20 protein-coding genes are annotated in these 18,546 nt (G+C 36.5%); 11 read left to right on the top strand and 9 right to left on the bottom strand.

What is annotated here, in order from left to right:
• Positions 1-7: 7 nt before the first annotated feature.
• From QMN76_RS08590 to serS, 5 genes are all read left to right on the top strand, one after another.
• Positions 8-847, top strand: a complete 840-nt coding sequence (locus tag QMN76_RS08590; RefSeq protein WP_282023536.1) for a segregation and condensation protein A — start codon at positions 8-10, stop codon at positions 845-847.
• Complete coding sequence (gene scpB / locus QMN76_RS08585; protein ID WP_034338417.1) at positions 844-1,416, top strand: SMC-Scp complex subunit ScpB; 573 nt, start codon at positions 844-846, stop codon at positions 1,414-1,416. The genes QMN76_RS08590 and scpB overlap by 4 nt, the downstream gene beginning before the upstream one ends.
• A 100-nt stretch (positions 1,417-1,516) precedes the next feature.
• Positions 1,517-2,077: a Sec-independent protein translocase protein TatB gene (tatB, locus tag QMN76_RS08580; RefSeq protein ID WP_051461939.1), complete on the top strand. Its 561-nt coding sequence runs from the start codon at positions 1,517-1,519 to the stop codon at positions 2,075-2,077.
• Positions 2,068-2,865, top strand: coding sequence for a twin-arginine translocase subunit TatC (gene tatC, locus QMN76_RS08575; RefSeq protein WP_034338416.1), 798 nt, complete (start codon positions 2,068-2,070; stop codon positions 2,863-2,865). The genes tatB and tatC overlap by 10 nt, the downstream gene beginning before the upstream one ends.
• Positions 2,865-4,145: a serine--tRNA ligase gene (serS, locus tag QMN76_RS08570; RefSeq protein WP_282023535.1), complete on the top strand. Its 1,281-nt coding sequence runs from the start codon at positions 2,865-2,867 to the stop codon at positions 4,143-4,145. Before tatC ends, serS begins: the two co-directional genes overlap by 1 nt.
• Positions 4,146-4,250: 105 nt before the next feature.
• Here serS and QMN76_RS08565 read toward each other — a convergent pair whose 3' ends face one another.
• From QMN76_RS08565 to QMN76_RS08545, 5 genes are all read right to left on the bottom strand, one after another.
• Positions 4,251-4,814, bottom strand: a complete 564-nt coding sequence (locus QMN76_RS08565; protein ID WP_282023534.1) for a hypothetical protein — start codon at positions 4,812-4,814, stop codon at positions 4,251-4,253.
• Between the two features lie 3 nt (positions 4,815-4,817).
• A complete protein-coding gene (locus QMN76_RS08560) occupies positions 4,818-5,774 on the bottom strand; it encodes a zinc metalloprotease (protein ID WP_282023533.1) in 957 nt (318 codons plus the stop codon).
• A 10-nt stretch (positions 5,775-5,784) separates the two neighbouring features.
• A complete protein-coding gene (locus QMN76_RS08555) occupies positions 5,785-6,444 on the bottom strand; it encodes a phage neck terminator protein (protein ID WP_282065970.1) in 660 nt (219 codons plus the stop codon).
• A gap of 441 nt (positions 6,445-6,885) precedes the next feature.
• On the bottom strand, positions 6,886-7,083 hold the full coding sequence (locus QMN76_RS08550; protein ID WP_282023531.1) for a hypothetical protein: 198 nt from the start codon (positions 7,081-7,083) through the stop codon (positions 6,886-6,888).
• 26 nt (positions 7,084-7,109) lie between these two features.
• Positions 7,110-7,964 carry an ATP-binding protein gene (locus QMN76_RS08545; RefSeq protein ID WP_282023530.1) on the bottom strand — a complete coding sequence of 285 codons (855 nt, stop codon included), beginning with the start codon at positions 7,962-7,964 and terminating at the stop codon, positions 7,110-7,112.
• Positions 7,965-8,071: 107 nt separating this feature from the next.
• Between QMN76_RS08545 and yajC the strand changes: the two genes are divergently transcribed.
• On the top strand, positions 8,072-8,566 hold the full coding sequence (gene yajC / locus QMN76_RS08540) for a preprotein translocase subunit YajC (RefSeq protein ID WP_084051534.1): 495 nt from the start codon (positions 8,072-8,074) through the stop codon (positions 8,564-8,566).
• 44 nt (positions 8,567-8,610) lie between these two features.
• Here yajC and QMN76_RS08535 read toward each other — a convergent pair whose 3' ends face one another.
• On the bottom strand, positions 8,611-9,216 hold the full coding sequence (locus QMN76_RS08535) for a superoxide dismutase (protein ID WP_282023529.1): 606 nt from the start codon (positions 9,214-9,216) through the stop codon (positions 8,611-8,613).
• Positions 9,217-9,367: 151 nt separating this feature from the next.
• On the opposite strand from QMN76_RS08535, the gene QMN76_RS08530 reads away from it, so the two are divergent.
• Both QMN76_RS08530 and adhE read left to right on the top strand, forming a co-directional pair.
• Positions 9,368-10,210 carry a squalene/phytoene synthase family protein gene (locus QMN76_RS08530; protein ID WP_051461938.1) on the top strand — a complete coding sequence of 281 codons (843 nt, stop codon included), beginning with the start codon at positions 9,368-9,370 and terminating at the stop codon, positions 10,208-10,210.
• A gap of 548 nt (positions 10,211-10,758) precedes the next feature.
• Positions 10,759-13,371, top strand: a complete 2,613-nt coding sequence (gene adhE / locus QMN76_RS08525; protein ID WP_282023528.1) for a bifunctional acetaldehyde-CoA/alcohol dehydrogenase — start codon at positions 10,759-10,761, stop codon at positions 13,369-13,371.
• Positions 13,372-13,455: 84 nt separating this feature from the next.
• On the opposite strand, the gene QMN76_RS08520 is transcribed toward adhE, so the two are convergent.
• The 3 genes from QMN76_RS08520 to QMN76_RS08510 form a co-directional block, all read right to left on the bottom strand.
• Positions 13,456-13,665 carry a TOBE domain-containing protein gene (locus QMN76_RS08520; RefSeq protein WP_034338403.1) on the bottom strand — a complete coding sequence of 70 codons (210 nt, stop codon included), beginning with the start codon at positions 13,663-13,665 and terminating at the stop codon, positions 13,456-13,458.
• Positions 13,666-13,685: 20 nt separating this feature from the next.
• On the bottom strand, positions 13,686-14,933 hold the full coding sequence (gene tyrS, locus QMN76_RS08515) for a tyrosine--tRNA ligase (protein WP_282023527.1): 1,248 nt from the start codon (positions 14,931-14,933) through the stop codon (positions 13,686-13,688).
• Positions 14,934-15,014: 81 nt separating this feature from the next.
• On the bottom strand, positions 15,015-15,467 hold the full coding sequence (locus QMN76_RS08510) for a hypothetical protein (protein WP_034338398.1): 453 nt from the start codon (positions 15,465-15,467) through the stop codon (positions 15,015-15,017).
• 153 nt (positions 15,468-15,620) lie between these two features.
• Here QMN76_RS08510 and QMN76_RS08505 point away from each other — a divergent pair, with 153 nt between their 5' ends.
• The 3 genes from QMN76_RS08505 (at position 15,621) to pabB (ending at position 18,437) form a co-directional block, all read left to right on the top strand.
• A complete protein-coding gene (locus tag QMN76_RS08505; protein ID WP_282023526.1) occupies positions 15,621-16,043 on the top strand; it encodes a hypothetical protein in 423 nt (140 codons plus the stop codon).
• Positions 16,044-16,165: 122 nt separating this feature from the next.
• Positions 16,166-16,639 carry a 5-fold beta-flower protein gene (locus QMN76_RS08500; RefSeq protein WP_282023525.1) on the top strand — a complete coding sequence of 158 codons (474 nt, stop codon included), beginning with the start codon at positions 16,166-16,168 and terminating at the stop codon, positions 16,637-16,639.
• 88 nt (positions 16,640-16,727) lie between these two features.
• A complete protein-coding gene (gene pabB, locus QMN76_RS08495) occupies positions 16,728-18,437 on the top strand; it encodes an aminodeoxychorismate synthase component I (RefSeq protein ID WP_282023524.1) in 1,710 nt (569 codons plus the stop codon).
• The last annotated feature ends 109 nt before the right edge of the window (positions 18,438-18,546 follow it).

The raw sequence follows: 18,546 nt of genomic DNA, 5'->3' as shown, positions 1-18,546 counted from the left end.
TTAGCTGATGTCAGAATTGGTTGATATCGAATTGGAACAAAGGATTCAGGAAACTGAATCCTTTGTTGTACATCTAGATGGCTTTGAAGGGCCTTTGGATCTGTTGTTACAACTGGCGCGAACACAAAAAGTCGATCTTGCGAAAATTTCTATTTTACAACTCGTTGAGCAATATTTAGAAATTATTGAATCTGCACGAAAAATTCGTTTAGAATTGGCTGCAGATTGGTTGGTAATGGCGGCTTGGTTGGCATGGTTAAAATCTTGTTTGTTACTTCCTGAAAAACCTGTCGAAGGTGAGGAGACAGAACAAGCGGTTGATATCTTGCAAGAACGTTTAGAAGAGCTTGAACGTATTAATCAGGCAGCTAAATGGATGAGTGAGCGCCCTTTGTTGGGCAGTGAAGTTTTTGTTCGTGGGTTTTATGAAAACCATACTGAAATTGATACTTCTGGCGTTGTTTTAGATATTTCGCGTTTTATGGGTGCTTATGTAGGGGTTGCGCGTAGAAAGTCAAAAAAGAAAGCGTGGCGATTGCGATCTTTTAACTTTTGGACAGTGCGTGATGCATTATCTCGGTTAAAACGGCTTTTGGGGCAAAGTCATGTGCCTGGTTGGCATGTATTGGATGCATTTTTGCCTAGTTATACATCTTTGCAACAAAATGATACGACGCCAGAAATGGTTTCTCGCCAAGTTAAAGCTGCTTGGAGTGGAACGTTATTGGCTGGGTTAGAATTAGCAAAAGATGGACAAATACAATTGAATCAACAGGAACAATTTGGTCGGATTCAACTTAGGAAATATGAAACAAATTCCATAATTGAAAAAGAAAACGAATCATGAGCCTAATCCCTACGCAATATAAAGAAATTCTTGAAGCTTTTATTTTTTCTCAATCAGAACCAGTAACAGAGAAAATAATGATTGAGCTTTTGAAAAAAAATGGAATTTCTGCTGATGATATGACAGAGTTCTCGGTTGAGCTGCGACTATTGTTGGGGCGTTTACAACAAGATTATGCCAATAAAGGTTTTCGGTTATATCAGATAGCAGGAGGGTGGCAGTTTCGTACAGCCCAAGAATATGCGCCATTTTTGGTAAAAGTAATTAATAAACCTAAGAGATTATCAAGAGCTGCAATGGAGACTCTATCCATTATTGCTTATCATCAACCATGTACGCGTGCGGACATAGAACATATTCGTGGTGTAAGTTTGGGTCAAAATATTTTGGATAGTTTATTAGAAAGTGCTTTGGTTAAACCCTGTGGACACAAACAAGTGCCTGGTCGTCCAACCTTGTGGGGCACAACACAAGAGTTTTTGAGCTATTTAGGATTAAATGAATTGAGTGACTTACCGAAGAAAGAAGAGCTATTTGCAGATATTCCCTATCAAACTTCACAAGATTGATCGAATTCTTTTGGATTTTCTGATCAGAAACCGTATAGAAGAATAAGGGTAAGAGATTTCATCACGATGAAATGGATGGGTTAAGGGGTCGAAAGAAACGATGTTTGGTTTTTCCTGGGCAGAGATCTTATTGATTGGTGTGGTCAGTATGGTTTTTATTGGCCCAAAAGATTTTCCCAAAATATTAAAGTGGCTTTCTGATATGATCAAGAAATGTCGTAAAATGGCAAGTGAATTTCACAGCCAAGTGGATGAGGTTATTAAAGATCCTGACTTAAAAGAAGCCAAAAATCAGTTATTACAACTTCGAAATTTAAATGTTAAAGGGGCCATTTTAAACGCTATTGATCGGGATGGTTCTTTGCAAAATACATTACGAGATTCTCCTTTTTCTGAAACTGCGATGAGCTCTCCCGCCACGGATTATTCAGAAGTTGCTCAAGGGGAAATAAAACCTATCCCAGGCACGATTGAGGACATTCACGATGATTGGCAAAAAGAAGAAAATATTGATTACGAAGCATTGGAAAAATCTGATCCAGCCCCAGTATTCTTTCCCCCATCTGTCGCACAAAGAGTACAGGTAAGGCGAGCAGCCCCACCATCCCCTGCGATGATTCCACCGCATATTTCCAAATACAAAGAACAGAGATGGTTATGAGCGATCAAGAGCAAGCAGAAGGATTAAACGACAAAGCCATGCCTTTGATGGAGCATTTCGTTGAACTGCGCCGTCGCTTGATGTGGTGTATTGGGACGTTTTTAGTGACTTTTGCGATTTGTTATCATTTTTCCCAAGAAATTTATTTGTTTTTGGCACATCCTTTAGAAAGTGCAATGCGTGCAGATGGCCAACAACCACAAATGATTTATACTGCTTTGTATGAAGCTTTTTTTACTTATATCAAAGTCGCATTTTTTGGCGCTACTTTTCTATCTTTTCCGATGATTGCTATTCAAGCATGGGTTTATATTGCGCCAGGATTATATAAAAAAGAAAAGAAAGTTTTTGCTCCTTTTTTAATTGCAACGCCGATTTTATTCTTGCTTGGGGCTAGCCTTGCTTATTTCTTTGTTTTTCCTTTGGCTTGGAAGTTCTTTTTATCGTTTCAAGTAAGTGGTTCAGGGAATGCAGCAATGCATATTGAATTACAGGCTAAAGTCTCGGAGTACCTTAGTTTAGTGACACGATTGATCTTGGCCTTTGGCATTGCATTTGAATTGCCTGTACTATTGACCTTGATGGCTAAAGTAGGATTTGTTACATCTCAAAAATTAAAAAAGTTCAGAAGATACGCCTATGTGATTGCATTTATTATTGCGGCTGTTTTGACCCCGCCTGATGTAATTACTCAAGTTTCATTGGCGATTCCGCTAATTATTTTATATGAAGTTTCTATATTTTCCGCTCGTTTAGTAGAGCCAAAACACTCAGAGGAGGATGAATAATGCATGATTTTCGTGCGCTACGCGCTGACCCAACGGCTTTTGATCAGGATTTAGCACGTCGAGGGTTACCTCCCGTCAGTCAAGAATTGCTTTCTTATGACGAAGAACGCCGTGTTTTGTTAAATGAGCTTCATACTAAACAAGCAGATCGTAACAACTTATCCAAGCAAATTGGACAGTTAAAACGTGATAAACAAGATAGTGCTGACCTAGAAGCCCAAGCAATCGCATTGCGCACAGAGTTGGAAACCATTCAAAGCAAAGCAGATGCGTTGGATGCGAAGATTTTTGAAATTCTTGCCAGCCTTCCAAACCGTTTAGCACAGGAAGTTCCTGTTGGTGCGGATGAGAATGATAATATTGTTATTCATCAGTGGGGGGAGCCCAAAGATTTAGGTTTTACGCCTCTACAACATTTTGACCTTGGTGAAAAACTAGGCATGATGGATTTTACTGTGGCTTCTAAACTTTCTGGCGCGCGGTTTAGTATTTTAAAAGGGGCACTGGCACGTTTGGATCGTGCGTTAAGTCAGTTTATGTTGGATTTACACACGGGTGAGCATGGCTATGAAGAGCATATTGTTCCTTTGTTGGTCAATGAACAAACCATGTATAATACGGATAAATTGCCTAAATTTGGCGATCAGTCTTTTTGTACAACCGATGGTCGCTGGTTGATTCCCACAGCGGAAGTTCCTTTGACGGCAATGCAAGCGGATGAATTGATTTCTGTGGAAGAACTGCCTATTCGTAGGACTGCTGTGTCTGCGTGTTTCAGAAGTGAAGCTGGGGCTGCGGGAAAAGATACGCGTGGGTTAATTCGTCAGCATCAGTTTTACAAAGTGGAAATGGTCAGCATTACGACCCCAGACGAAAGTGAAGCTGAACATGAACGCATGACAAGATGTGCGGAAACGGTGCTGGAAAGATTGGGATTGCCGTATCGTCGTATTTTGCTTTGTTCTGGAGATACAGGATTTGGTGCAGCGAAAACTTGGGATTTAGAGGTTTGGTTGCCAGGGCAACAGGCTTGGCGTGAGATTTCTTCGTGTTCGAATACAAACGCATTTCAAGCCCGTCGTATGAATGCCCGTTTCCGTCCAAAAGCAGAGGAAGGTAAAAAAGTTTCCCCTGAATTCGTGCATACCTTAAATGGCTCTGGCGTTGCAGTGGGGCGTGCGTTGGTTGCTGTGATGGAAAATTACCAAAACGCAGATGGCAGCATTACCGTTCCAGAAGTGTTGCGTCCATATATGGGTGGCATTGAGAAAATCGGCTAGAATTTAAAAAAGCTCCCCATTTATCTGCTGTATGATTACAGAGGTAACAGGGGCTTTTATTGTATTAATTTTAATCCGATCTAAATCTTTGGTTGTAAATCTTGTTTATTTTTTTGTAATAATCCTTTCTGCTTTTAATATAAATCGTTTAGGTTCAAATTTCCCATTTTTATAAGTGCCTATGGGTTCTTTTGATCCTTGGTAATGAATATAAACAATCATTGATTTATAGAGTGTTATTTGGTTAGTACTTTCTTTGTTAAAGATATGCTTTAAATATTTTTTTGTATAGTTTCCTGTCATAATAATTTCAGTATGAGCGGGAAGAAGTGTTAATTGTTGTAATAACTCTGGTATAAATATACCTGGTGGAACAAAATTGCCAACAATTGTGCCAGTTTGAGTATTCTTCAAATAAGAAGTTGTTAAAAAATATTTTATAGCCTCTAGAGGAATTTCTAAATTTTGATTGGAATTGTTGATAATTTTTGTTGTGACAGGAAATAAGTCCTGCCCTGAGTAGATACACTGTGGGTTATTAGGGCAGCTAATTGATAAACTTAATAAGTTATTACTATTGGTTAAGATATTTTGCGCTTTACTTTGATAAATTGTTAAAAGTATTATCATAAAGAATAGTTTAATAGTTTTATTTAATGAGGACGGCATTCCCTATTTCTTCCAAAGGCTACATGAATTATTATTTCCATTGAAAATAATATCACATTGATAACGCTTATTATCAATAACTTTATTAGCTGCAATACCAATAACCCAGCCTTGTCGTTCTGTTATTCGGCAACTATTAAAAACACCCATAATGCTTTCTTGTGGATCACCTAACGGTCTGTTTTTTCCATTGTGAAAAGCGGAGTATTGTGTTGAATCAAGAGAACCATCAGGTTTTCGGTATTGCAAAATTGAATCTATATAATCATCATAACCGTACTCATCGGGTAACCCCAGCGCATGGCCAAATTCATGGATAAAAGTATAAGTTTTATTATATGGGTTTGGATCAGTTGCCAGAATAAAAGTTCTTCCTCTTTCTAAACGTGGTCTATCTATACCTTCTGGTGAAATTGGTATATTTTTGTATAGTGCAATTTTATGAGGGTTCCTTTCACCATTTGGAATTTTTTCTCCTTTATAAGCAAATTGAATATCAAATTGAATAGGCAGTTTGATAGTGCAACATTGATTTTGTGTGTCAGTGACAAGCAAGGTAAAATTATTATTCCATGTTTTATTAATGCTTAAAATAAATTGTTTTGTTTTTTCAATATCTTGATCGGTCACACCTTTTTCTATTTTAGACATTTCAAATGTCATTTTAATGATTGCGTTTCCTTTACTTTTTAAAGGAATAATCATTCTGTAGTATGCATTCCATTGCGTTCTTTTCTCTAAGTCACTAGATTTCCCATTTTCTAAATCTTTTTCAAATATATCTTTGGTGTTGATTTTGACTTCTTTATCATAATCTTTGAGGTCTTTATCATTTTTTGATTCACAGCATTCTGTAAAATATTTACTATGTTCATTTTGCCAATGTTGTAAATCACTGGGGTTTTTATTCTTCAATGTTTCACAAAACTTGCTCGATTGTTGGCATTGCCATTTTTCCATGACTGCACCTTTATTCTTTATCTGCGATGTTCATATCCATGATGATTTCTTTTCCGCTGTCGGTACAAACACCAAATTCTGGGTGATATTCAAAATAACTGGTTACCGAGCATGAATCATCATATTGGTCTTCGGCGTTAATCGAGAATTTTTCCACCTTTACATCGTCACTATAAAGCGGAAAAAAGATATCGCTATATTGTGCAAATTGCTCGGTGGCCCAGCTGTCATTAAATCTAACGGTAAAGGATTTGGCCATTTGCAAGGCTGCAACATTGCCTGTTCCCACAAAAGACATATGCATCGTAATTTCTGATCGAGCCCATAAGATTTTATGTTTGTCTGTATAACGCGTTTCTGTGGTGGATAATTGATTTTCATCAATAATTTGTAAAATAACATAAGGAGGTTTTGGGGTTGCTGTGCGGTTACTAAAACCTTTGATAATTTGTAATTTTGCTCCTTTGATTGGAATTGCTTTACGCAAAAATTTTCCAACGATATTATACATTTCTTTATAGCTTAGATTCTTAAGCTCTGGGAATTCTCCGTCTTTTGGGGATTTGGCTGTGACTTTAGGAGCCTTGGTAGTAATAACTTTAGGAGCCTTGGTAGTAATAACTTTAGGAGCTTTAATAGTAACTTTTTCAGGGGTTTTCTTTTCTGTCATTTTGGCCTCTTTTATATAAATAAGGTTGAATTTTTGATTATTTAAACGCAGCTATGGCGTTGGTTTTTGGCGATATTAAATTTTACGGATGCAAAAATAAAAAAAGCACAGTCAAAACTGTGCTTTGGAAGAGATCAGTAACAAATATACTAATCTAAGTATTATTATCGTATATATTGTCAATAAATTTAAGATGTTTTGTTATTAGCCTATTTATAGAACCGAATGCTTTCCAGATGTTCTCTCATTGCTTTTTTTATGTCCAAGAAATGTGGCATATAGTCTTTTTTATCTTTGGATGGGTCAGTAAACAGATCAAGAAATTGACTGATTATTAAAAGCAAATTCTCATAGCAATCAACATACAAACCTTGGACATCGAATAAAGTTAAGATGTGCTTCTCTATAGTGGGAATCAACGGATTCATCGCCATCAATAAGTTAGATATAAGTAGAGATAATATTGCTATAGTCACGATAAACATCGAATGTTCTGTTATATACAGCCAACCGTTTGTCATTATAAACTTTTTTATAATAAGCCCATCCTGCATAACTAGCACCAAATGCAATACAAACATGAGCAATGGCGTAACTAATGATCGAAATAATAGAAGTAAATTGCATCGATATAGGCATGGATATTCTCCTTTAAACGGATGAACTTATTTAGCCAACCTCGCCGTTAAATCCTCGATAAATTGCCAAGCAACACGACCATTTCTGGAACCTCGGGTAACAGACCATTCATTACCCTGAGCAATTAAATCTTCATCAGCAATCGGCAGGGCTCGTTCTTTGGCATAGGCACGGATAATCGCATCATACAAAGGTTTGTCGCAATTATGAAATCCAATCCATAATCCAAAGCGATCAGATAAAGAGACTTTTTCCTCTATGGCTTCGGATGGGTTGATGGCTGAAGATGTTTCATTCTCTATCATATCACGTGGCATTAAATGACGGCGATTGCTGGTGGCATAAAATAAAACATTATTTGGCCGCCCTGCAATACCACCATCCAAAACGGACTTAAGTGCTTTGTAATCTCTGTCTTCTTTCTCAAATGACAAATCGTCAGAAAAAACAATAAAACGATGGGGAAGCGGTTTTAACAACTGTAATAAAACAGGCAAAGAATGTATATCATCCCTTGGTATTTCGATAATTTTAACAGGATGATGTTGATCATCAATTTTTTGGTTGACTTCTTGATGCACGGATTTAATCAACGAAGATTTTCCCATACCTCTGGCACCCCATAACATCACATTATTGGCTGGTAATCCCTTGGCAAAGTGCAGCGTGTTATTAAAGAGAAGTTCTTTTTGATATTCTAGACCTTGGAGTAAGTTAATGGAAACATAATTGACTTCCGGCACAGAGGTCAGGGTATTTTTCTGTGTTGTCCAAATAAACGCATTGGCTTGCTCTATATTTTCAATATGTGGTTTTGGAGGGGATAATTGTTCCAAAGCCGTAGCAATGCGTTCTAAAAATGGGATAATATCCGTTGTCATTTTATTTTCCAATAAATTTTAGTAGGCGTTTGACGCTATATGTAATATGAAATAAAGATTGTTGATTTTGGTGATTATACATCGTTGGATAAAATAGGAAATAACTTATGACGAATTTACTGGAACTATTAATTCCTGCGGCTCATGCGCAGGCTGCTGGTGGTGCTGGCGGAAGTGGAAACTTTTTAATTAGCTTGGCACCGTTTGTTGGTATCTTTTTTATTTTTTACTTTATGATTATTCGCCCACAACAAAAAAAAGCCAAGCAACAACGTGAAAGCATGAAATCTTTGCGCAGAGGAGATAAGGTTCTGACCGCTGGTGGAATTATTGCAACCGTTGTAAAAAATCAAGAAGATTCTGATGAAATGGAAGTCGATCTTTCTAATGATGTCAGAGTAAAAATTCTTCGCAGCACAATTAGTTCTGTTTTGGAAAGCAAAGCACTGCAAGCAACTGAAGCAAATAAGAATGTAAAAAAAGCAAAACCCGTTGCTAAAAAAGAAGCTGCTGCGGTAAAAGCAGAACCTGCAAAAGAAGAACCTGTAAAAGAAATTGAGCTAGATAAGTCAGAAGTTGTAGATAAAACTCAAGAGAAATAAAATAAAGAAAAACCCGACATTTAGTCGGGTTTTTAATAGAAAAATTATGCTTTTAATTGTTGTTCAGCAAAATCATAATTAGCAAGTTTATTCAAGAAATTGTCAATAAAATCTGGGCGACGATTACGGAAATCAATGTAGTAAGCATGTTCCCATACGTCAGCTACTAATAATGCTTTGCCTTGACCTTCGGAAAGAGGGCTTTTCGCATTTGGTGTTTTAGTAATTACCAATTTATCATTTTTATCAAGAACTAACCAAGCCCATCCTGAACCAAATTGAGTGGTTGCAGCTTTTTTGAATTCTGCTTTGAAATTATCAACAGATCCAAAATCTTTTACGATACGAGCTTCGAATGCTTCGGACATTTGGCCGCCTGTTGGGCTCAAAGAATTCCAAAACATTGTATGATTATAATGTTGACCAGCATTGTTTAAAACTGGAGTTAAGGCCTCGTCTTTAGCAGCCATAACAATTAATTCTTCTAAGGTTTTACCTTGAAGTGCTGGGTTTGCTGCAACTAAATCATTTAATGTATTCACATAGGTTTGGTGATGTTTACCATGATGATATTGCAATGTTTCTTCGCTCATTCCAGCGCGTGATAAAGCATTTTCAGGGTATGGAAGTTGTCCAAGTTCAAAAGTCATTATTTTGTTCCTTTATATCAATTTTTTATTATATAAGACCATTTTGGTTCTTATTATTCTTTATATATAAAATGTATCGAACTTTTTATAAAGGTTAAATTCGAAAATTGTTTAAATTTTATTTTTTTCAAATTTATTATATAAGGATTATATGACAAAAAAAGACACATCTTCTTTACTTTCTTTATGCGCGATTTATGTTCAAAAATATGATCCAGATTATTTTTACTGTGCGTTATTTGCTCCTTCATTTCACCGAGAGCTGATTTTTCGTCTGCTTGCGTTTAATATTGAGATTACACGCGCTGTTTCTTTGCCCTCATCTTGGTCTGTTGCTGGACCAATGGCAGGTTTTATTCGATTGCAATGGTGGCGGGAATTGATCGAAGGTAAAGATAGAACACATGAAATTGCTCCTTTTATTTGTGAAGCTATATCTCAAGGGTTATTATCTTCTCAGTCGCTGCTAGAGCTAATCGAAGCAAAAGAAGAGGAATTGGATGGGATTAAAAATTGGGAACATTGGGAATCCCTTTTGATGCGTTCTTCTGGGAAAATACAGGCAACTATTGCACAGATATTAGGGGTTGAAGAGACTGAACATTTGCAAGGTGTAGCGTCTTTGGGAGTAGCATACGAAGTGACCAGACTAGCGCGTAACTTACCTAAGGTTTTAGCTTCTGGACGTTGTCCGCTACCCCAAGATATAATTGATGAACATCAGTTACAACGTACGGATGATGGTATTCCTGCATCGCCAGAGACGATCGTTGCTATTCGAACAGTTTTAAGAGCTAAAGCTCTGGATTATTTAAAAGCAGGACGTAATGCAAGAGCCCTAGGGCGAAAGAAGATTGCAGCCGCATTACCAGCAGCATTGGCAAAACGGGATTTGAAAAAGCATCATCAATGGGATCAATTACTTGAAAAACGAGGGGTTGGTGATCAGCTTGCTGTAATATGGAGCAACTTTAAAGGTAAAGTTTCTTTTTAAAAGAAGGCTATTTTTAAATTTGAGCAATGAATAAAACCAGACTTATACTGATATCGTGATAATTTGTGAGGTATCTTATTGGTATTAGTTGGTGTGACTCTCAGCAGGCTTACAATAATGCATAAGCCATCATAATATGAATGTGGGAGAATTAATATTGAGGTAATCAAAATATTAGACAAGTAATATATCGTTAATTAAATGCTATCCCACGAATGAATTTAAAATAATAACTTCACTTAAAAATAAATTGATTATTAAGAAGGAGAAGCTCTGAAATTTTGCTCTAATGTTGCATCGTAAAGTGTAGAGAGCTTGTAAAATCCGATAGCTAAAATTTAATTATTTATATATAATTCGGGTTTAAATTTACATTGTCAAAGACAATTATACTAAATAAAAAAATCAAATAAATCAACTCAATATTAATTGATTTATTCTATTGATAAATACTAATAATCGATTACTATCTATGCATATAAATATTCGAATCTAATATAAATATTCGAATATTAAATATTTTATATATTTCAGGTAGGAGGTTCTCTGTGTCAGTAACCAATTTGTCTGAGCTCAATAACCTAATTGCTACGGTTAAAAAAGCCCAAGCAGTTTTCGCCACTTATACCCAAGAACAAGTCGATAAAATCTTTGTTGCTGCGGCCAAAGCTGCTGCTACAGCACGTATATCTTTGGCACAACAAGCCGTTCTTGAAACAGGAATGGGTGTTGTCGAAGACAAAGTTATTAAAAATCTATATTCTTCAGAATATGTTTTAAATAAATATCGACATGAAAAAACATGTGGTATTATCTCCCAAGACAAATCGTTTGGCACAATTACCATGGCAGAGCCAATGGGAATTGTTTGTGGGATTGTTCCAACAACAAACCCTACATCTACGGCAATTTTCAAAGCATTAATTTGTCTTAAAACCCGTAATGCCATTATTTTTTCAGCACACCCTCGTGCCAAAGCATGCACCATAGAAGCAGCACGAATTATTCGAGATGCAGCAGTCGCGGCAGGCGCACCAAAAGATATTATTGGGTGGATTGACGAACCTTCTATCGAACTTTCCAATACGTTAATGAAACATGAGGATATTGCCATTATTCTTGCCACAGGTGGCACAGGTATGGTCAAAGCGGCTTATAGCTCTGGTAACCCTGCGGTTGGCGTTGGTGCTGGGAACACCCCTGTGGTGGTTGATGAAACAGCAGATTTAAAACGAACAGTTGCTTCAATTTTGATGTCCAAGACATTTGATAATGGGATGATTTGTGCTTCTGAGCAGGCGGTGATTGTTGAGAAGTCAGTTTATGATGAGGTGTGCCAATTATTTAAAGAGTATGGCGCACATATTTTATACAGCAAAGAAATTAAAGCGGTTCGTAAAATTATTTTAACTGAAAAAGGCACTATTAATCCTGATATTGTTGGACAACCTGCTTATAAGATTGCAGAGCTTGCTAAAATTACTGTTCCCGTTAAAACGAAAATATTAATCGGAGAGGTGGAAGATGCAGATCCATCCGAACCTTTTGCTCATGAAAAGCTCTCTCCTGTTTTAGCAATGTTTAAAGCTAAGAATTTTGAAGACGGTGTTAATACAGCCAGAAAGTTGGTTGAAATGGGAGGGATGGGGCATACTTCTGTGCTTTATACCAATCAAGAGCAAAATGCAGATCGTATTCTTTATTTCAGTAACATTATTAAGACCTGTCGTATCTTAGTGAACCAACCTGCTGCACATGGCGCGATTGGGGATATTTATAATTTTGATATTGCCCCATCTTTAACTTTGGGATGTGGTTCTTGGGGAAAAAATTCTGTATCAGAGAATGTTGGCCCTAAACATTTATTAAATCATAAAGTCATCGCTAAGAGAGCAGAAAATATGCTGTGTCAAAATATCCCAAGCTCTATTATTTTCCGAAGAGGTTCTTTGCCCGTTGCTTTGGATAATATTGTTAAACAAGGCGCAAAAAGAGCTTTTATTGTAACAGATAAGTCTTTGTTCGAGAATGGATTTGCAAAACATATTTTGGGAAGATTAGAACGCCAAGGTGTTCTTTGTGAACCTTTTTACAATATTGAGGCAGAGCCGGTTTTAAGTATTGTGGAAAAAGGTGCTAAAACGATGCGCCAATTCCAACCTGATACAATTATTGCATTAGGTGGTGGATCCGTGATGGATGCTGCCAAGCTGATGTGGGTTTTGTATGAGTATCCAGATACAAAATTTGATGAACTTGCTTTACGTTATATGGATATGACAAAACGTGTATGTCATTTCCCTGAGTTAGGTAAAAAAGCGAAATTAGTTTGTGTTCCTACGACTTCTGGAACAGGTTCAGAAGTGACACCTTTTGCGATTGTTACAGATGATAAAACTGGACAGAAATATCCTCTTGCTGATTATGCATTAACGCCGCATATGGCTATTGTTGATGCAGATCTTGTGATGGATTTGCCTAAACCTTTATGTGCGTCAGGTGGGTTTCATGCACTTACTCATGCACTAGAAGCATATGTTTCCGTGCTTGCAAATGAATTTTCAGATGGTCAAGCTTTGCACGCACTTTCTTTGTTAAAAACATACTTGCCTAGAAGCTATAAAGACGGAGCAAAAGATCCTGTTGCACGTGAAAAAGTACATATTGCGGCAACCATGTCAGGTATTGCGTTTTCTCAAGCCTTCTTAGGAATTTGTCAATCTTTAACAAACAAAGTTGCTGCTGCATTTAATCTTTCTCATGGGGTTGCGAATGCGATTTTGATTAGTAATGTTATTCGTTATAATGCAACCAATAATCCAACTAAGATGGCAACATTCAGTCAATATGGATATCCTCAAGCCATTACTCGTTATGCCTATATTGCAGATCATCTTGAGTTAACGGCGCCATCTGATAAAGATGAAACTAAGGTTGAAAAGCTGTTATTATGGATACATGCTTTGAAAAAAGAAATTGGTATTGCACAATGTCTTAAAGATGTTGGAGTTCCTGAAAAAGATTTTGTCGAGAAATTAGATCAACTTGCACTGGATGCTTTTGATGATCAATGCACAGGAGCTAATCCACGATATCCATTGGTTGAAGAGCTAAAAGAAGTTTTAAAATGTGCTTATTATGGAAAAATCTATAAAGATTAGTAATATTAACTTTTAATTCAGACTATAAATAAATAACCCCAAACTTTTTTGTTTGGGGTTTTTTATTTTTAATCACTTAAAGAATTACTCGTCTACTGCAATCATAACATCAGAAGATTTAACAACAGCAGCAGCTTTCATGCCAACCTCAAGTTTTAATTCATCCACTGCTTCATTAGTAATAGCAGCCATCACCGTTGTGCCATTGACATCTAGGCTTACATGAGCGGTTGTTGCCCCTTTTTTAATGGCTATAATTTTTCCTTCTAGGACATTGCGTGCGCTAATTTTCATTTTTAATTCCTTTATGATATTTATTCGAATTTAACCAAGATATGATTCTTACGACCTGATGATAGTTTAATTACGTCATTTTTTAAATGATCAGTCGTTATCATTAGTCCTTCATCATCGATTTTTTCGTCATTTATTTTGGCACCACCACCACGGATTAAACGCCTTGCTTCGGCATTACTGGCAACTAGGCCGCTTGATGCAAAGATTTTAAATACAGGAATACCGTCTTTTAATTCTTGGTTTGACAAAGTCACTTCTGGAAGCCCAACTTGCACCAGTTTTCCTTGTTCAAAAGTTTCTTGAGCAGCTTTTTGGGCTTGCTCTGCGGCTTCTTTGCTATGACAAATGGTCGTCACTTCGGTGGCTAAAATCTTTTTTGCTTCATTAATTTCAGCTCCAGGCAATGCTGCTAAACGCTCGCATTCTTTAACAGGTAAATCAGTAAATAATTTTAAGAATTTACCAACGTCTGCATCTTCTGTATTACGCCAGAATTGCCAGAAATCAAAGACAGGGCATTTTTCTGCATTTAACCAAACAGCACCTTTGGCAGTTTTGCCCATTTTAGCGCCAGAGCTGGTGGTTAACAGAGGTGCTGTTAAACCAAAAACTTGTTTGCCTTCCATACGGCGCACCAATTCAACACCAGAAACGATGTTTCCCCATTGATCAGAGCCACCCATTTGTAAAATCGTGCCATAGCGTTTATTGAGTTCGCGGAAATCGTAAGATTGTAAAATAGAATAGTTAAATTCAAGAAAAGACAATCCTTGCTCACGATCCAAACGGCTTTTAACAGAATCAAAAGACAGCATTCTGTTTACAGAAAAGTGGATACCAACGTCGCGCAGTAACTCAATATATGAAAGTTTTTTTAACCATTCAGCATTATCAATCATGATGGCATCTTTGCCGCCTTGTTGAAAATTAACGACTTGCCGAATATTCTGAGCAATCCCTTCAAGGTTATGATCAATGACTTCTTGGGTCATAAGGCTGCGGGCCTCTTCGCGGAAAGAAGGATCACCAATTTGAGCTGTGCCTCCACCCACCATGGCAATGACTTGATGACCATGTTTTTGTAATAAACGCAATAACATTAATTGCACTAATGAGCCAACATGCAAGCTGTCAGCGGTTGGGTCAAATCCAATATAGGCAGAAATAGGCCCTTTTAAGAGAATGTCATCTAACCCTTCGAGGTCAGTGGTTTGAAAGATAAACCCTCTGGCTTGGGCTTCTTGTAAAAATGGGCTTTTATGCATGGTGATTTAATCTCAACAAAATCTATAAAGGAATAACAAAGCATGTAACATGATTAAAAATGATTTTAAAGATGTTTGGCTCTAGGGTTTAACAGGAGGCAAAGGAATTGGGGCAACATTGCCAGGTATGGGATTTTCAATTTGCACCGCTTGTTGTCTGGAACCATTGCGATAGGGGCTTGTTACCGTGGATGGTGGCGATACAAAACTGTTGGGTGAACCACTACTGTAACGATGCAAGCTTTGGCCATGCTGAGTAACAGCTGGATGCGTTTCATTGGTGTAAACACCCCCTTTTTCAATATAAGGATCAGGGGCTGTATGCCATCCTTGACGGCGCAAAGGGTTATTCATATTCTTTTTTGCAGTCTTCAATGCAGGGTTTTTATAATAAGCGGGTTGACCTTCGGGAGAAGTGCTATAGTTTTTTGTAGTATGATGTTGCCATTGTTCGCTTTGAGCAAAAGCAGGGCTGGCTACTATAAGGCCTAGTGCACAGCTGATGATACTTAAGGGATTAAAGATGAATGTCATAAGTCGCCCATGGTTCGATAAATACAAAGAAGAATAATTATATCATTGTTTGACAGGGAACGAGAACAGAATTTTCATATCCTATGTTGAAAGATTATTTGATAAGATAATTTAAAATTACAAGAATATGCATTAAACAAGGAGAATTCTAAAATGTTTAAGAAATTAACATTGCTATCTTTTGGTTTTGCTTTAAGTTCCATGATGATGGTTCATTCTGGGTATGCTCAAAATAATGGAGCTGCATACGATCAGAATGGTGCTTATCAAGGAAGTATGAATTCGAATGGCCAGATGTATGATAAAAATGGTGCTTATAAAGGGCGTATGAGTTCGAATGGTCAGGTTTATAATAACTCTGGTAGCTATCAAGGGCGGATAGATTCAAACGGACAAATGTACAATCGTTCAGGGACATATCAAGGTCGTTTGGACTCAAGTGGGAATGTATATAACAGTTCTGGAACCTATCGTGGTAGAATAGATTCAAGTGGAAATGTGTATAATAGTAATGGTGATTACAAAGGCCGTGTTGATCCGCAACACAAAGAGACTGGATTATCTTTGTTGCAATAGAAAATCAATAATTCATTATAATAAATTTATTTGATTATTCTGCATATTGCAGTTCTCTATGAGAAGAATTTATTCTATTACTAGGATTAATAAGTATATATTGTATGATAAAGGGTTAAAGAATGAAAATAATATATGTGGTTACATGTTTATCTGTTGGGGTTATGCTTGGTACAAGTAATAGCAATAATGCTTTTGCTCAACAAAACTATGTTGGTAATTCTTCTGCCAAGAGTTCACAAACTGGGTATAATACGAATTTAACCAAGGTTGATAAATACGGATATATATTTAATAGTAGCGATATTTGTATTGGAACCATTGATAAAAATGGTAATATTTTAAATGGTAACAATGCCAATTTAGGCAGAATTTATAAAAATGGTTTTGTTTATAATGCTAAAAATGATGCCGTTGGTAAAGTAGATAAAAAAGGCAATATTTATACGCAATATAATTTTTTACTTGGTAAGGTTGATAAAAAAGGCCAAGTATATAACAGTAATAATGTTGTTGTAGGTCAAGTTGCCAAAGATCATAAAACAGCAGGTTTATTATTACTTTTAAAAGAAAATAATCTTTTTAATCAATATTAATGTGTTAGGTAAGAAGGATTAAGTAGTCCGTACGAAATACATTGTTCTTACCTATTTTACTAAGATTATTTTACTCATTGGTTGTGTAATGAAGTTTCGCTTTGATTTTATAGATTGTCCTTATTATTTTACCAACCCTCATCAAATTATTCAGGCAAATAAACTGGATGATGTTATTCCTTGCATGCAGGCTATTGAGAATGCCGTACAAAAAGGATATTATGCAGCAGGTTTTATAAGTTATGAGGCTGCTCCAGCTTTTTGCTCTTATTTAACAACGTACAGGTCGGGTTCGTTACCATTATTATGGTTTGGTCTTTTTGATCATCCTGAAGATTTTGATGCGATGCGAAAAGCAGAGCCTCATAAAGAGGCTCTTTCTTATCCAAACTGGCACTCTAATATTTCATGGCAAGACTATCAAAATGCTATTTATGCGGTAAAAGACCATATTGCCAAAGGCGATACATATCAGGTCAATTATACACTGCAAATGCAAGCCCAATTCCAACAAAATCCTTATCGTTTTTATTTGCATTTATTACAAGCTCAACAATCACGTTACAGTGCTTATTTGGAAAGTGATACTTTTCAAATTCTTTCTGCATCTCCAGAGTTGTTTTTTGAAATTAACAAAGATATCATTCTGACAAAACCCATGAAAGGCACAGTTCCTCGAGGGGTAAATAATATCCAAGATCAAATCAATCAGCAGGTTTTACATAATGAGAAAAATCACGCCGAGAATTTGATGATCACAGATCTTTTAAGAAATGATTTAGGACAAATTGCACAACAAGGTACAGTCAAAGTAACCTCTTTGTTTGATGCAGAAAAATATCCAACTGTGTGGCAATTAACCTCTACGATTACAGCGCAATTAAAAAAAGAAATTGCTTTAACAGATATTTTTAAAGCGTTGTTCCCTTGTGGGTCTATTACGGGGGCCCCTAAAGTAAATACGATGAACATCATACGCCAGTTAGAAAAAAGTCCCAGAGGGGTTTATTGTGGCGCCTTGGGGGTTATAACACCAAATCAACAAGCAATTTTTTCAGTGCCTATTCGCACGATGGTTATTCAAAATGGGCAAGCAACTTACGGTGTTGGGGGTGGTATTACTTGGGATTCTACGCCAAAAAATGAATATGAAGAGGTGTTGCACAAAGTGCAGGTTTTATATCAATCTAAAGTTCCAGAGCATTTATTAGAATCGTTATTATTAGGGGATGGAAAATATTTTTTATACATAGAGCATCTTCAACGTCTCAAAGAATCGGCACAATATTTCGATTTTATTTTTGATGAGGTATCTATCGCTGTTGCTCTACAAGCATTACAACAAAAGCATTCAGAAGGGCTATGGAAAGTAAGGCTTTTATTGGATAATAAAGGAAGGCTTGATTGTGAAGCGCAACCAATCAAGGCCTTAACATCTTCTTTGACTGCATCATGGGCCACGCAACCTATGCAAACAGATAATGTTTTTTTATATCATAAAACGACAACAAGGGATTTCTATCCCAAAGTTACTTTAGACCATGAGAATTTGTTATTTAATGAAAAAGAGGAGGTTACAGAGTTTGTTAATGGTAATTTTGTTTTAAACTCCGATGGTGAATGGTTTACCCCCCCTTTACAGAGTGGTTTATTAAATGGCACAATGCGTCAACATTTGTTACAAAAAGGCAAGATAAAAGAACGCATTATTTATAAAAAAGATATTCAAGAAAGCAGTAAAATTGCTTTTATAAATAGTGTTCGTGGATGGCGTGATGTCAATTTTAATATAAAATAATATTAAGAGCATCAAAATATCACCATATTATTTTGTCATAGTTACTTTAAAGCAAATATTGAGATCGATTATTTACAATAACGATAATGAAATCATTATTGTTCACAAT

The sequence above is a fragment of the Commensalibacter papalotli (ex Botero et al. 2024) genome (assembly GCF_947179115.1).
Lineage (GTDB): Bacteria > Pseudomonadota > Alphaproteobacteria > Acetobacterales > Acetobacteraceae > Commensalibacter > Commensalibacter papalotli.
The sequence above is the reverse complement of the archived record's forward strand: the minus strand, read 5'-3'. Positions and strand labels throughout refer to the sequence as shown.

Bases quoted from the DNA above. Each gene is read 5' to 3' on its own strand.
- QMN76_RS08590 (WP_282023536.1), top strand. From the start codon at position 8: ATGTCAGAATTGGTTGATATCGAATTGGAACAAAGGATTCAGGAAACT.
- scpB (WP_034338417.1), top strand. From the start codon at position 844: ATGAGCCTAATCCCTACGCAATATAAAGAAATTCTTGAAGCTTTTATT.
- tatB (WP_051461939.1), top strand. From the start codon at position 1,517: ATGTTTGGTTTTTCCTGGGCAGAGATCTTATTGATTGGTGTGGTCAGT.
- tatC (WP_034338416.1), top strand. From the start codon at position 2,068: ATGGTTATGAGCGATCAAGAGCAAGCAGAAGGATTAAACGACAAAGCC.
- serS (WP_282023535.1), top strand. From the start codon at position 2,865: ATGCATGATTTTCGTGCGCTACGCGCTGACCCAACGGCTTTTGATCAG.
- QMN76_RS08565 (WP_282023534.1), bottom strand. From the start codon at position 4,814: ATGCCGTCCTCATTAAATAAAACTATTAAACTATTCTTTATGATAATA.
- QMN76_RS08560 (WP_282023533.1), bottom strand. From the start codon at position 5,774: ATGGAAAAATGGCAATGCCAACAATCGAGCAAGTTTTGTGAAACATTG.
- QMN76_RS08555 (WP_282065970.1), bottom strand. From the start codon at position 6,444: ATGACAGAAAAGAAAACCCCTGAAAAAGTTACTATTAAAGCTCCTAAA.
- QMN76_RS08550 (WP_282023531.1), bottom strand. From the start codon at position 7,083: ATGCCTATATCGATGCAATTTACTTCTATTATTTCGATCATTAGTTAC.
- QMN76_RS08545 (WP_282023530.1), bottom strand. From the start codon at position 7,964: ATGACAACGGATATTATCCCATTTTTAGAACGCATTGCTACGGCTTTG.
- yajC (WP_084051534.1), top strand. From the start codon at position 8,072: ATGACGAATTTACTGGAACTATTAATTCCTGCGGCTCATGCGCAGGCT.
- QMN76_RS08535 (WP_282023529.1), bottom strand. From the start codon at position 9,216: ATGACTTTTGAACTTGGACAACTTCCATACCCTGAAAATGCTTTATCA.
- QMN76_RS08530 (WP_051461938.1), top strand. From the start codon at position 9,368: ATGACAAAAAAAGACACATCTTCTTTACTTTCTTTATGCGCGATTTAT.
- QMN76_RS08520 (WP_034338403.1), bottom strand. From the start codon at position 13,665: ATGAAAATTAGCGCACGCAATGTCCTAGAAGGAAAAATTATAGCCATT.
- tyrS (WP_282023527.1), bottom strand. From the start codon at position 14,933: ATGCATAAAAGCCCATTTTTACAAGAAGCCCAAGCCAGAGGGTTTATC.
- QMN76_RS08510 (WP_034338398.1), bottom strand. From the start codon at position 15,467: ATGACATTCATCTTTAATCCCTTAAGTATCATCAGCTGTGCACTAGGC.
- QMN76_RS08505 (WP_282023526.1), top strand. From the start codon at position 15,621: ATGTTTAAGAAATTAACATTGCTATCTTTTGGTTTTGCTTTAAGTTCC.
- QMN76_RS08500 (WP_282023525.1), top strand. From the start codon at position 16,166: ATGAAAATAATATATGTGGTTACATGTTTATCTGTTGGGGTTATGCTT.
- pabB (WP_282023524.1), top strand. From the start codon at position 16,728: ATGAAGTTTCGCTTTGATTTTATAGATTGTCCTTATTATTTTACCAAC.